The sequence below is a fragment of the Pseudomonas sp. PsB genome, from assembly GCF_043658375.1.
Lineage (GTDB): Bacteria > Pseudomonadota > Gammaproteobacteria > Pseudomonadales > Pseudomonadaceae > Aquipseudomonas > Aquipseudomonas putida_Z.
In genome coordinates this window covers 106,859-119,812 of the sequence record NZ_JBIGLU010000002.1, presented here as the reverse complement: position 1 = coordinate 119,812, position 12,954 = coordinate 106,859, and the positions used below count along the sequence as shown (strand labels likewise).

Genomic DNA, 12,954 nt, shown 5'->3' with positions numbered 1-12,954 from the left:
CCCACACGATAAGGATTGGCCATGAAACAGAAATTCAGCTCTACCTTGATCGTCTCGGTGCTGGTCGTCGGCTTCGTGGTGATGTTTCTGTCCAGCGCCTTGAAGGGGTTGTACCAAGTCTACTTCGTCGACCTGGCCTCCCACTTTGGCGAGGGGCGCGCAGCCTTGGCTACCGCAGGATCGCTGTTCGTCCTGACCATTGGCCTGGTATCGCCCGTGGTGGGGTGGCTGAGCGACAGGGTTGGGCCCTTGAGCACGGTGGCCCTGGGCAGTGTCAGCGGCGGGGTGGTGCTGCTGGGCGTGACATTCGCAGGCACGCACCTGCTGGTGTTCACACTGTTGTATGGCCTGCTCGGCGCCTTTGCCCTCGCTGCGATGACCTATGTACCCATGGGTATTCTGGTCGATCGCCTGGTCGCTGAACGGTTCAAGGCCTTCGCTTTCGCATTCGTCACCAACGGCACCTCCATTGGCTTCATCGTGCTGTCGCCGTTGTGGATCATGCTGCAGCAGAGCGTGCCCTGGCAGTCGGTGTTCTCCTGGGTTGGCCTGATCTTTCTGGTGCCTTTGAGCCTGGCGCTGTATTGGGTATCCCGCACCGTGCCGTTGAAGCCCGACCCGCAGGCTGCGAAGGTCAGGCATCCGGTGATGTTTCTGCTGCGTGACCCGCGCTTCTTCGTGCTGGCCCTCAGTTTCGCCAGTTGTGGTGCCACCATGGCGTTCATCGATGTTCATCTGGTGTCGTTCTGGCAGGGTGAGGCGCTGCCCAGTTCGGTGCAGGCCAGCGGCCTGAGCCTGTTAGGTGTGCTGGAGCTGGTCAGCGGCCTGCTCGCGGGTTGGTTGGCTACCCGCTACAACAAGGGCCTGCTGCTGATGATGTTCTACCTGCTGCGAACCGCTGCGGTCATCGTGCTGCTGACCACGCCCGGGCCCCTTGGAACGTACGTGTTCGCTGTGCTGTTTGGCGCCAGTTACCTCGGAACGGTGGTGCTCACATCTGCCTTCTGCTTCGCGCTGTATGGCGCCGAAATCAAAGGCAAGGTGTTCGGGATGCTGTTCCTGGTACATCAACTTGGCGCGTTGGTGGCCACGCAGCTGGGCGCACTGGATTTCGACCGGCATCAAAGCTATCAGCTGACCTTGGCCGGCCTGGCCACGGCCACGGCGGTGGCTGCCCTGGCATCGTTGTGGCTGATAGCGGTTCGCCCATCAAGCGAAACCCTGGCTGCTCAACTCGCTGAACCTGAATAGTCCACCAATCAATTGCGCATTGTTCAATGCAAACAAGGAGGCGCAAAACCATGCAATCGACCGTGATTGGCCTGGATGATTTCAACGCAACTGATTTCAATGCAACTGGGGCACTGCATGCTCACCGGGTCAGCGACTTGTCCGATGTGTTCTGCGAGCCGTTGGCCATGACGTCCGCCTATACCTTCGCTTCAGCGAAAGAGGCTTGCGAGCGCTTCAGCGGGCAACAGCAGGGCAATGTATACAGCCGCTTCACCAACCCGACCGTTCAAGCGTTTGAAAGCCGTGTGGCGGCGCTCGAACACGCTGAAAGTGCAGTGGCGTTCGCTTCCGGCATGGGCGCTTTCACCGCGCTTTGTCACGCCTTTCTCCAGCAAGGCGACAACATCGTCTGCAGCCGTGACGTGTTCGGCACTACCGTCAATGCCTTCAGCTACTACATGGCCCGCTTCGGGATCGAGGCCCGGTTCGTCGATTTGACAGACCTGGCGCAGTGGAAGTCGGCAATCGACGGCAGGACCCGCCTGGTGGTGTTGGAGTCGCCCTCCAATCCGCTGCTGAAAATCGGTGATATCCGCGCCGTAAGCTTGCTGGCACATGAAAAAGGGGCGTTGCTGGTGGTGGACAACACCTTGCTGACCCCGGTTTTTCAGCGGCCACACACACTGGGAGCGGACCTGGTCATCCACTCCGCTGGCAAGTACATGGATGGCCAGGGGCGCGCATTGGCGGGCGTCGTGACGGGGTCGCAAAGCCTGATGCAGGTGTTGCGGGGTGTTCTGCGTACCTTGGGCATTTCTTGCAGCCCGTTCAACGCCTGGCTGCTGCTCAAAAGCCTGGAAACCCTCGAAGTCAGGATGATGCGGGCACAGCAGAGCGCCTTCGAGCTGGCCCGCTGGCTTAGCCATCAGGAGCTGGTGACCGCGGTGCATTACACCGGCCTGGAGCACCACCCCCAGCATGCATTGGCATGCCGCCAGCAGGACGGCCATGGCGGACTGTTGGCTTTCGAGATCGTCGGGGGCCAGGCCGCAGCCTGGCAATGGATTGACCAACTGCGTTGCGTGGCGCGCTGCACCAACATTGGCGACACCCGCAGCATGGTCACGCATCCAGCCACAACCACACACGGGCGGCTGGACGCACAGGCGCGGCATCAGGCGGGTATCTCGGATGGTTTGATCAGGTTGTGCGTCGGCCTGGAGCGTGTGGACGATATCAAGGCCGACCTGCAACAGGCTTTCCAGGCCGTGTCCTTGCAAACATCCATGGCAGCGCCGGTCGGCCATAACCGGAACGCGGTATTCAATGGCTGAACTGCTCGCTTCAGGATTCGGCATTGGCGTGTTCGCCGTGGGCGTGCAGATCCTTGCATTGATCGCGGTGTATGGCACGGCCTGCGCGAAGGAAGTGCGTTTCTATGCCGTGGCTTTCGCATTGGCGAGTTGCGTGATGGCAGGCATGGCGATGCTCGACCCATTGGCATTCACCCAATGGCATGTCGACGGCCTCGCAGTAATGGCGATGTGCGGATGATGCCGGGCGCCGTCAATTTTCGATAACGGGTGCCGGTTCAAGACCCGCTCATGACGTTCAGGGGTAACCAGATGTTCAAAGTAATGGCCATCAGCTTGGTGCTGGGCTGTGCCCTTCAGGTCGCAACGGCTCGGGCTGAGGTCGCTGCCACCAATAGCGGCACCGTTGCCACAGTCAGCAAACGGCTCGTCTCTTTCTATAGTCAGCCACTGCCATCCGCCGGCAAGGCGATACCGATTCGGGTTCCGGCGGTGTTGTCGTTGCCGGCCAAGGCCGCGGGCCCGGTACCGGCTGTGATCATCCTGCATGGCTCGGCGGGTATGGATTCGCGTGGTCCCTTGCATGGCGGTGACCTCAATGCCCGCGGCATCGCAACGCTGGAGTTGGACATGTGGGGCGCGCGCAGGCTCACTGGCGGTGCACAAGGGCGGCCGCCACGCGTGCACGATACCCTGCCGGACCTGGCAGGCGCCCTGGCTTACCTGGCCAAGCAGCCTGGCGTCGACGGCCAGCGCGTGGGAGTGCTCGGGTTTTCCTGGGGGGGCGTACAGGCCATGCTCGCCGCCTCTGCGCCCATCAACGACGAGCTGGAGCAAGCCTCAGGTATTCGCCCCATCTCGATGGCAGCGTTTTACCCCGTGTGCTGGGGTTACAACCATGTGCCAGGTTATACCTTCAAGCATCTGGCCCCGGCTCGCTTGCTGGTGCTGGTAGGCGAAAACGACCAGTACGACGATGACCCGCGTGCCTGCCCGTCGCTGATTTCAAACCTGCCCAGCGAAGACCAGGCGCGTGCGCAGGTGCTGGTTTACCCCGGCGCAGAGCACGGTTTCAACGGGCTGGAGGCCGCCCAGGAGTATCAGGACCCGTTCCTGCACCGTGGTCAGGGCGGCGTGGGGCGTTCGGCACCTGACCCGGCGGCGCGCGACGCTTCGCGCCAGGCCGTGGTGGAGTTCTTCACCGAAAGCTTCGCCCCGACTGCGATAAGCGAGCGGTAGCAGTCGAAATCTAGGCGCGCTCGTGGGCGAGAGCATGGCGAAACTGCAGGGGCGGTTGCGGCATTTCCTGGCGCCATGCCAGGCGAAAGGCATGGCTGCTGCCGTAGCCGCAACGTTCGGCAATCTGTTCCACGTTGAGGTGGCTGCTGCGCAAAAGCTCACGGGCCAGGTCGATGCGTTGGGTGCGCAGGTAGCTCTGCAGCGTTTGACCGGTATTGTCGCGGAACAGCCGCGCCAGGTGCCGGTAGCTGACATTGAACTGGCTGGCCAGTTGTTCGAAGCTGAAGTGGGTACCCAGGTGTGCATCGATGTAGTCTTGGGCCGCATGCACCAACGGGTGGATGTGATTGCGCGCCAGGTCTGCCGCGCGCAGCTGCACATCTTCGCCAGCGCGGCGCCGGTAGATGACCAGCTCCTGCGCCACCTGGTTGGCCACGACCTTGCCAAATTCCAGGCTGACGATGTGCAGTGCCAGGTCAGTTCCGCTGGACACGCCTGCCGAGGTGAACACGCCATCGTCCTCGACGAACAGGCGGTTCTCCAGCACCTTGGCTGCTGGGTAGCGCATTCGAAGCAAATCGACGTAACGATGGTGCGTGGTGCACTGTCGGCCATCCAGCAAGCCAGCTTCGCCCAGCAGGAACGCACCGGTGCATATGGAGCACAGCTTTATATCCGGCGTTTGCCTGACCACCTTCGCCAGCCACAGGGCGGTGGCGGTCAATATCGCTGTTTCGGCGGGTGTCGCAGAGAGCTTGTTGCCCACCACGAACAGCAAGTCCTGCGGTGCGAGCCGCTCAGGCAACTGGTGCAGGCCACTCAGTGTCACGCCCTGAAAACTGCTGACCTGTTGTCTGGCGGCTATGCAACGTACGTTGACCGGTGCCAGCTGGAGTTCTTCGAGGCTCGCCATGATTTGTAGCGGGCCGCCTAGATCAAGGATGTGGGTGCCCGGGAGCAGCAAGAACCAGATGGTACGCATTACAGTATTCCTTACATCGCCAAGCGCCTGACCTTGAACGGCACGTTACCAATATGGCGCAAAAAGGCAATTTGCATGGATACCATGGCGGTCAGGCGCCTTCGCCTCCGGGCAGCCTTCCGAGCAGCGGTGGGGTAGGCCCTGGGGCGGCAGGTTCGTCATCGAAGCCCGCAGGCACTTTGCCCCGCAGGTGCCAGGCAAAGGCGATGATTTCGGCAATGGTCAGGTACAGCGCCTCCGGTATCTGGTCCCCCAGCTCCAGGCGCGCCAGCAGGCGCACCAGCTCGGCATTTTCGTAGATCGGCACCTCGTGCTCGCGGGCCAATGCCAGGATGGCCTCGGCCAGCGCATCGTCGCCCTTGGCGGTGAGGGTAGGGGCTTGCTGCCCGTCGTAGAACAGGGCAATCGCCTGCCGTGCAGGTTGGTGCGTCATGCGTTCTCATCCACCCAGCGTTGTTCAACCCGCGTACGCGGGCCTTGTGGCGGGATACCAGGATGGCATTCCAGATCACCCACATCCAGGCCCCGCGCCAACAGGCGTTCGCGCAAGCTGCCGAGCTGGCTGTCGATCAGCCGGGCTGTCGCCTCGCGTTCCGCCCAAAGCTGGCCACCCAGGCGGCCTTGGCTCAGTTGTGCCTGGACCTGCACCGGGCCAAGGGGCGAGAGGTCGAAAGCCAGCTCGATACGCCACAGGGCTTGCAGCGGGTCGGCTGATTCCTGCTGGCGGTCGGCTTGCTGTTGTGGCGTTTCCTCGCGTTGCAGCTTGACCTGCAACGGGATGAACTCCTGGCCGTGACGGATCGGCACTTCGGTTTGCCAGGTGGTCTGCAGGTTGCCGTTTTCCAGGGTACCGGTTTGTTGCAGGCTGCTCATGGCGTGGCTTTGCAGGCGCGACACGGCAGCGGCGGCCAGGCGCAGCAGTTGTTGCAGGTCGCCTTCGTCTTCCATGGCCTTGAGCAGGCGCGACGGCAGCGGGAATGCGCCCGGCTGCGGCTTGGGGCTGACCCGTTCGAGCATGCCCAGCGCGCTGCGGGCCAGGGTCGGCATGGTTACGGCCAGGCTGGCGGGCGCCAGGTTGGGCGCCCCGGGTATGCTGGCCGGCGCGACGGAGATCAGCCGCAGCAAGTGCGCCTTGAGGTCGGTGGCGACGCTGGCCGGGAGGCCGCCCAGCAGTTTGGCTTCGAGAAAGGTACCGCTGTTGTTCAGGGCTTGGGCCACTGCCTTGGCATCACCCAGTTGCCGGGCTTCCGGCAGGCCCGCCAGCAGGCGTTCGGCGCTGGCTCGCAGTTCGCCATCGGCGCCCGGGTCGCGGGCCACCTGTTGCAGGGCATTGAGCAGGCCGGGCAGCGAAGCCTGGCGGTTTTGCTGGGTCAGCAGCTGTTGGGCAATGCTGAGCTGGTCCTGGCGGCCGCTGAGCGGTACGAAACGCAGCGACTGGTCGCCCTGCACCAGCGCGCTGAGCAGGCTACCGACGGCCAGCGGTCGAGGGCTGTCCACGCTCAGGGTTGCGCCGGCCTGGGCACTGTTCAGCAGGCTGACCAGCGCCCGGTAGACGGCGGGCTGGCCGGGCGCCTGGGCCAGCGCCTGGTTGGTCAGGACCTTGCCCTGCAGCAGGGTGCCGACCGGCACCTTGCTGGTGTCCAGCTGAGTGAGGGTGGCGACCTGGCTGGCGCTGGCCTGCTGCAGCATGATCGCCAGGCGGTTGCTTTCGGTCTGGCTGACCGTGACCTGGCTACCCTGGGGCAGGGGCTGGCTGGCGCTGGCTTGCAGCTGGGTCTGGGTGCCGTTGGCCTGCATCAGCCGCAGCACCAGCTGAAAGTCCTGGCCCACCTGGCGCAACGACATGACCTCGGCCTGCGCGGTCTCGCCGGGGGCCATCAAGCCGGGCTGCGGTTGCGTCAGGCGCAGCAGTTCGCCGGTCATGCCCGCCTTGATGGCCTGGGGGCTGATCGCGGTTTGTGCGCCGAGACTGTTGATTTCACTCATGTAGGGTCTACAACCTTTCGAGCTCGCCTGGTTCGCAGCGTGGCGCTGCGTCTCGTCATGCAGTCCGCCCGTTGTTGCCAGTATAACGGCAGCGCTGACAGCGACTTGAGGCGGGAGCCCGGAAAGCGTGCCGGCCTGGAGCTATGAGCCCCAGGCCGGCACACGTCCAGCGTTGTCTCAGTGATTCAGGTTCCTCCAGGCGAACCCGTTGTTCACTCGCACAACTCGGTTCACGCGGAACAGTGACTGGAGGCTGGCTTGCAGCTCTTCATCAGACACTGGCCTCAGGTCCGCGCCCAGCAGCGTAGGTGTCTCCAGCAGCGGGCAGCTGAGCAGCTTGTATATCTGTTTCATTTGCCGATAAGCAGGTAAGGCCCGGTCAACGACGTGATTGAACATTTCAATACCGGTCAAGTTACTCAGCGCCTTGGCATAGGTGGCGTACTTGGCGCCCCTGGCTCCTTGGGCCGGCCAGTTCTGTTTCTGGCTGAAGAACCCTGGGCGGGTGTCCAGCCGACGTTCCATTTCGTCTATGACCCTGCGCAAGGACGGGTTGCGGGGATGGCTGCCAATTACGCTGGTATTGTATTGCTGATGCGCGCCTCTGAATGGGTTGGAGCTCGGCTGCTCGAGCAATAGGCCCTCGGGCGATGCCTCCAACGGCACATTGCCGATCCAGTCGCTGGGTGCGTGGGCATTGACGATACCTGCCGCCGCAGGATGATCAGACGGTGCCAGCAGGTCATTGTTGATATCCATGTACAAGCCGCCTTCGTGATAGAGCGCATGGTATTTCAATATGTCATTGGCTGCGGTTATGTGTGAGGACCCGCGCTCCGGTCCCTCCATGGCGGCATCGTAATAGCGCTTGGAGTACCCCATTTCGCGGTAGAAACCTTGGTGTTCGAGGGGCAATACCTGCAGGTCGGGAGCGACGCGGGCCAAGGCGCGGCTATTCATGACGAAGGCGTCATAGTTTGCGTTGGACAGGTAAAGAACATGAGCAAAGCCGCTCTCGTTGAGCAGCCTGGAATTGCGGCTGACATGCGCGAGCGACGCCGGCGAGATGGGATCACCGCTGGGCCATAGATGGATCACTCTCTTGGGGATAGGCAGCTGATTTACGTGGGTGACCCTCGGCACTTCGACGGGGAGCGGGAGTTCTATACCGAGACTGCGCAGCGTGCTTTCGCGCATGGCGTTGCTAACGTTGCGAGGGCCGTTGAATGCCGGTTGGTATGTGCGCAACCTAGCGTTCTCGGCGATGAAGCGGGTGGGTGCAGCTTCACCCACATCGCTTGACCTGACAAACGCGTCGGCATTCAGGTCGTAGACAAAGTCCGTTTCCGGATTATGCACATCTATCAGCGTGTCCATGCCCGCATGGGTGGTTTGCCGGCGGATTACTGTTTCGCCTGCATGAGGGGGGAGCGGTTCGACCGGCACCGGCTGCTCGAAGTACGCCTGAAAGTTTCTACCACCCCAGCGGGGTCTTGGTGGCCGGGTTGGGCTGAGCGGGTAGCCGATCTGGCCATTTATCCTGCGAGGGGCAACAAAACCGTCGTATTGTGCCCGGAACAGTTGTTGGCTGCCGGCTCTCAGCTCTCCGAGCAGCGGCGCGGCACACAGTGCACCGAATGCAATGTTGGTGACGCCATCCAGTTTCTCTTGCAGGTTCCTGCCGTTGATCACTTCATCAAGCCCAACGCCGAACTGCGCGATGCCACCAACAGCAACCAGCCATCCCAGCCCGGGCACCAGAAGCGACAGGGGCGCGAGCAGAGTCAGCGTAAGGTTGAGATAACCTCGCCATTTGGCCTTGATGAGGTCGCTGTTGCTGGTGATCAAAAACTGTGCATCTTCGTAGCTGCGCTGTTTGTGCCGCAAGGCGATATGGTCGAACAGGCTGCCCGCTATCACCGGGCTGTAGGTCTCGACCTTGTAGTTGATGTATTGGGGGGACCAGCCGCGCGCTGGAACGATCAGATTGTCAATGTACAGGTAGCGCGTGCCCTGGTAATTGCCCAACCCTTCGAGCGTGGCTTGCAACCCCGAGTAGCTAAGCCCGCTTTGTAGGTCTTCGAGACGGAAATGCGCCATCAACGCCTTGCACTTTTCGGCATCCTTGCACTGCTCTACCAACCAGATTTTCATTGCGCCCTGGTTGGCAAACTCATGCACTGGCGAAGAGTTGCCAGGTATATAGAGCAGGGTCAGGCCTGAGGCCCGATCAGTGAGGCAAGGAATATCCGTAGCGACATAGCCATAGAAGTTGAGCATGCGTGCCTCAACCTGGCCGTCATGCGCGGTTTGCGAGTCATCGTCGTTGGCGATACCGGCCGAGCGCCAGGCCAGCTCGCACCCCGCTTGGCTCAGGCTACCTTCCTCGACCTGCTTGTTGCAGGCGGCGATGAAGTTTACGCGTGCCAGCATGGCGAAATCGTCAAATTGGCGCAGCCAATAGTCGTTCAATTGGGCGATGAACTCGTCATGAAAGTTCAAATTCCAGATGAATTGTTGAAACGCTTGCGTGTCGGTGATGATCTGCGTCTGGCGGTTGTATTGCATGGGCTCGGTCTTGCGGAAGAGCCCTTGATACACCAAATGGTCTTCGATCTCGCCAAAGAGGCCGCCTTGGGGGAGTCGATCGACGATATGCACGTGACCATCGGAAAAGGCCTGAGACCAGCTTTCCTGCGTAAGGCTCCATTCCTTGAAAAGGCCTATGAGGTCGAGGGCGACTAGGGCCGTGGGACGGAGAAGGGGGGCAAGTGAAATGTTCTCCACGCTATTGGATTGATCTTGCCATTTGGACAACAGGGCCTGACTGAGCGGAATTTGCTCAACCACCTGGGCTAGCCAGCCCCCCTCGGGGTTGGGCTTGTAGTGCAAGGTAACTGCCAATGTGGTGTCGGGATCGAGATCGGTTTCCTGAGTCTGGTACCACTGCCTTATTTTTTCGGCGGCGACTCGATCTGGGCGAGGAATCAGGGTGAGGTATTTGCGCGTGTGTTGGGCCGCTGATGGGTGCAAATGAGTTGTCATGTCTTGTACCTGCCATGTGAAGGAGTTGGCATGGTCGAGCCCGGGGCGACAGATCTGGAGGTATGTATTTATTGGCCGGGAGACAGTACACCGGGCATGCTCGCCGCGAGGGTTTGTGCGCCGAGACTATTGATTTCAGTCATGATTGTATACAACCTGTCGAGCCCGCCCTCTTGGCAGCGCGGCGGCGCGTGTAATAATGCCGGCCGTCCGTCGTTGCCAGTTAACGGCAGCGAGGGGGGCGACTTGAGATACAGGGCTTCAGGGCGGTGTCGCCTGCTTCGCGGGCATGCCCGCTCCCACAGGGCCTTGCGCAGCTTTCAAGCCTTGCGTGAAACCTTGTGGGAGCGGGCGTGCCCGCGAAGCAGGCGACACCGCTCCGGAACCCTACAAAGATAAGGCGAAACCGTGACCCTTCACCTCCAAGCCGCGGGCCTGGCCTGCGAGCGCGACTGGCGCCTGCTGTTCGAGCACCTCGCTTTCGAGCTGCGGCCCGGCGACATGCTGCAGATCAGCGGCCCCAACGGCAGCGGCAAGACCAGCCTGCTGCGCCTGCTGGCCGGCCTGATGCAGCCGACGGCCGGGCAGATCCTGCTGGGCGGCAAGCCACTGGCCGAGCAGCGCCACGCCCTGGCCAGCATCCTGTTGTGGATCGGCCATGCCGCCGGCATCAAGGACCTGCTCACCGCCGAGGAGAACCTCACCTGGTTGTGCGCCCTGCACCAGCCTGCCAGCCGCGAAGCGATCTGGACAGCACTGGCGGCCGTCGGCCTGCGTGGTTTCGAAGACGTGCCCTGCCACACCCTGTCTGCCGGCCAGCAGCGCCGCGTGGCCCTGGCCCGGCTGTACCTGGCCAGCCCGCCGCTGTGGATCCTCGACGAACCCTTCACCGCCCTCGACAAGCAGGGCGTGGCGCAGCTCGAGGCGCACCTGGCGGCCCACTGCGAACAGGGCGGCACGGTAGTGCTGACCACCCACCACACGCTGGAACGCAAGCCCTCCGGTTACCGTGAACTGAACCTGGGGCAATGGGCGGCATGAGCGTATTCATCCTGTTGTTGCGCCGCGAAGCGCGCCTGCTGTTCCGCCGCCCGGCCGAGCTGGCCAACCCGTTGGTATTCTTCGCCATCGTGGTTGCGCTGTTCCCGCTGGCAGTCGGCCCGGAAAGCCAATTGTTGCAAACCTTGTCGCCAGGCCTGGTCTGGGTGGCGGCACTGCTGGCGGTGCTGTTGTCGCTGGACGGCTTGTTCCGCAGCGATTTCGAGGACGGCTCGTTGGAGCAGTGGGTGCTGTCGCCGCATCCGTTGGCGCTGCTGGTGCTGGCCAAGGTGCTGGCGCACTGGATCTTTTCTGGGCTGGCGCTGGTATTGTTGGCGCCGCTGCTGGCACTGATGCTGGGGCTGCCGAGCCATTGCCTGCCGGTGCTGCTCGGTTCCCTGCTGCTGGGCACGCCGGTGCTGAGCCTGCTGGGCGCGGTGGGCGCGGCGCTGACAGTCGGTCTGAAACGCGGCGGTTTGCTGCTGGCATTGCTGATTCTGCCGTTGTATATCCCTGTATTGATCCTGGGCAGTGGTGCGTTGCAAGCGGCGTTGCAGAATATGCCGGCAACCGGCCACCTGCTCTGGCTCGCCAGCCTGACGGCCCTGGCCGTGACCCTGGCACCCTTTGCGATAGCGGCCGGCCTGAAGATCAGCGTCGGCGAATAACGAGTCCCGGGCTTTCAAGCCCGGCCAATACCCTGGATGTACCCTGATGAAAATAAGCTGGACGTGGTTCCACAAGCTGGGCTCCCCCAAATGGTTCTATGCCATCAGCGGCCGCATGCTGCCGTGGCTTGCCGGCGCTGCCGTGCTCCTGCTGCTGGTCGGCATCACCTGGGGCCTGGCCTTCGCCCCCCAGGACTACCAGCAAGGCAACAGCTTCCGCATCATCTACATCCACGTGCCGGCGGCGATGCTGGCGCAGTCCTGCTACGTGCTGCTGGCAGTGGCCGGGGTGGTGGGGCTGGTATGGAAGATGAAACTGGCCGACGTCGCCTTGCAATGCGCCGCCCCCATCGGTGCCTGGATGACCGCGGTGGCGCTGGTCACCGGGGCCATCTGGGGCAAGCCCACCTGGGGAAGCTGGTGGGTCTGGGATGCCCGGCTGACGTCCATGCTCATCCTGCTGTTCCTGTACTTCGGCATTATTGCGCTGGGCCAGGCAATCAGTAATCGTGACAGTGCAGCCAAGGCCTGTGCGGTACTGGCGATCGTCGGCGTGGTGAACATCCCGATCATCAAGTACTCGGTGGAGTGGTGGAACACCCTGCACCAGGGCGCCACCTTCACCCTCACCGAAAAGCCGGCGATGCCCGCAGAAATGTGGTTGCCGCTGCTGTGCACGGCGCTGGGCTTCTACTGCTTCTTTGGCGCGGTGCTGTTGCTGCGCATGCGCCTTGAAGTGCTCAAGCGCGAAGCGCGCGCCAGTTGGGTCAAGGATGAAGTATTGAACAGCCTGGGGCGGAGGGCCGCACAATGAGTTTCGCCACCTTCGGTGACTTTCTCGCCATGGGCCACCATGGCCTGTACGTGTGGACGGCCTATGGCATCTGCCTGGCAGTGCTGGCGCTGAATGTCGCCGCGCCCGTGCTGGCCCGCCGTCGCTACCTGCAAGATGAGGCGCGCCGTTTGCGCCGGGAGAACAACCAGTGAATCCGCAGCGCAAGAAACGCCTGTTGCTCATCGTCGGCCTGCTGGTCGGCGTCGGGGTTGCCGTCGGCTTTGCCTTGAGCGCATTGCAGCAGAACATCAACCTGTTCTACACCCCGACCCAGATCGCCAACGGCGAAGCGCCGCTGGATACCCGCATCCGCGCCGGCGGCATGGTCGAGAAAGGTTCGGTGCAGCGTTCGTCCGATTCGCTGGACGTTCGCTTCGTGGTCACCGACTTCAACAAGTCGGTGCCGATCACCTACCGTGGCATCCTCCCCGACCTGTTCCGCGAAGGGCAGGGCATCGTCGCACTCGGCAAGCTCAACGCCGATGGCGTGGTGGTGGCCGATGAAGTACTGGCCAAGCACGACGAGAAGTACATGCCGCCCGAGGTCACCAAGGCCCTGAAGGAAAGCGGCCAGGCCGCCACCGGCGGGGAGGCCAAGCCATGAACGCGGCGCTG

At 62.5% G+C, this 12,954-nt stretch carries 13 protein-coding genes; 9 read left to right on the top strand and 4 right to left on the bottom strand.

What is annotated here, in order from left to right:
* Window positions 1-21: 21 nt before the first annotated feature.
* The 4 genes from ACGLHT_RS05325 (at window position 22) to ACGLHT_RS05310 (ending at window position 3,785) form a co-directional block, all read left to right on the top strand.
* Complete coding sequence (locus ACGLHT_RS05325; protein WP_024087451.1) at window positions 22-1,251, top strand: MFS transporter; 1,230 nt, start codon at window positions 22-24, stop codon at window positions 1,249-1,251.
* Window positions 1,252-1,301: 50 nt separating this feature from the next.
* Complete coding sequence (locus ACGLHT_RS05320) at window positions 1,302-2,567, top strand: aminotransferase class I/II-fold pyridoxal phosphate-dependent enzyme (RefSeq protein ID WP_137164517.1); 1,266 nt, start codon at window positions 1,302-1,304, stop codon at window positions 2,565-2,567.
* Window positions 2,560-2,787 (top strand): hypothetical protein, encoded by a 228-nt coding sequence (locus tag ACGLHT_RS05315; protein WP_085588993.1) that lies wholly within the window; start codon window positions 2,560-2,562, stop codon window positions 2,785-2,787. The genes ACGLHT_RS05320 and ACGLHT_RS05315 overlap by 8 nt, the downstream gene beginning before the upstream one ends.
* A 71-nt stretch (window positions 2,788-2,858) precedes the next feature.
* Window positions 2,859-3,785: a dienelactone hydrolase family protein gene (locus ACGLHT_RS05310; protein ID WP_085691633.1), complete on the top strand. Its 927-nt coding sequence runs from the start codon at window positions 2,859-2,861 to the stop codon at window positions 3,783-3,785.
* 10 nt (window positions 3,786-3,795) lie between these two features.
* Here the strand turns inward: ACGLHT_RS05310 and ACGLHT_RS05305 are convergent, their stop codons facing one another.
* The 4 genes from ACGLHT_RS05305 to ACGLHT_RS05290 all read right to left on the bottom strand — a co-directional run bounded on the left by ACGLHT_RS05305 (window position 3,796) and on the right by ACGLHT_RS05290 (window position 9,798).
* Window positions 3,796-4,767 (bottom strand): GlxA family transcriptional regulator, encoded by a 972-nt coding sequence (locus ACGLHT_RS05305; protein WP_023663289.1) that lies wholly within the window; start codon window positions 4,765-4,767, stop codon window positions 3,796-3,798.
* A 91-nt stretch (window positions 4,768-4,858) separates the two neighbouring features.
* Window positions 4,859-5,200: an EscU/YscU/HrcU family type III secretion system export apparatus switch protein gene (locus ACGLHT_RS05300; RefSeq protein WP_075045906.1), complete on the bottom strand. Its 342-nt coding sequence runs from the start codon at window positions 5,198-5,200 to the stop codon at window positions 4,859-4,861.
* On the bottom strand, window positions 5,197-6,753 hold the full coding sequence (locus ACGLHT_RS05295; protein WP_137164516.1) for a flagellar hook-length control protein FliK: 1,557 nt from the start codon (window positions 6,751-6,753) through the stop codon (window positions 5,197-5,199). Before ACGLHT_RS05295 ends, ACGLHT_RS05300 begins: the two co-directional genes overlap by 4 nt.
* A 177-nt stretch (window positions 6,754-6,930) precedes the next feature.
* A complete protein-coding gene (locus tag ACGLHT_RS05290; protein WP_274120216.1) occupies window positions 6,931-9,798 on the bottom strand; it encodes a dermonecrotic toxin domain-containing protein in 2,868 nt (955 codons plus the stop codon).
* Between the two features lie 408 nt (window positions 9,799-10,206).
* Here ACGLHT_RS05290 and ccmA point away from each other — a divergent pair, with 408 nt between their 5' ends.
* Genes ccmA through ccmE form a run of 5 tightly spaced genes read left to right on the top strand, consistent with a single transcriptional unit; the run spans window position 10,207 to window position 12,943 of the window.
* A complete protein-coding gene (gene ccmA / locus ACGLHT_RS05285; RefSeq protein ID WP_274120217.1) occupies window positions 10,207-10,839 on the top strand; it encodes a cytochrome c biogenesis heme-transporting ATPase CcmA in 633 nt (210 codons plus the stop codon).
* Complete coding sequence (gene ccmB, locus ACGLHT_RS05280) at window positions 10,827-11,504, top strand: heme exporter protein CcmB (RefSeq protein WP_013973563.1); 678 nt, start codon at window positions 10,827-10,829, stop codon at window positions 11,502-11,504. Before ccmA ends, ccmB begins: the two co-directional genes overlap by 13 nt.
* 46 nt (window positions 11,505-11,550) lie before the next feature.
* Window positions 11,551-12,318 carry a heme ABC transporter permease gene (locus tag ACGLHT_RS05275; protein ID WP_012273476.1) on the top strand — a complete coding sequence of 256 codons (768 nt, stop codon included), beginning with the start codon at window positions 11,551-11,553 and terminating at the stop codon, window positions 12,316-12,318.
* Window positions 12,315-12,491, top strand: a complete 177-nt coding sequence (gene ccmD, locus ACGLHT_RS05270) for a heme exporter protein CcmD (RefSeq protein ID WP_013973562.1) — start codon at window positions 12,315-12,317, stop codon at window positions 12,489-12,491. The genes ACGLHT_RS05275 and ccmD overlap by 4 nt, the downstream gene beginning before the upstream one ends.
* Window positions 12,488-12,943: a cytochrome c maturation protein CcmE gene (gene ccmE, locus ACGLHT_RS05265; protein WP_019096399.1), complete on the top strand. Its 456-nt coding sequence runs from the start codon at window positions 12,488-12,490 to the stop codon at window positions 12,941-12,943. The genes ccmD and ccmE overlap by 4 nt, the downstream gene beginning before the upstream one ends.
* The last annotated feature ends 11 nt before the right edge of the window (window positions 12,944-12,954 follow it).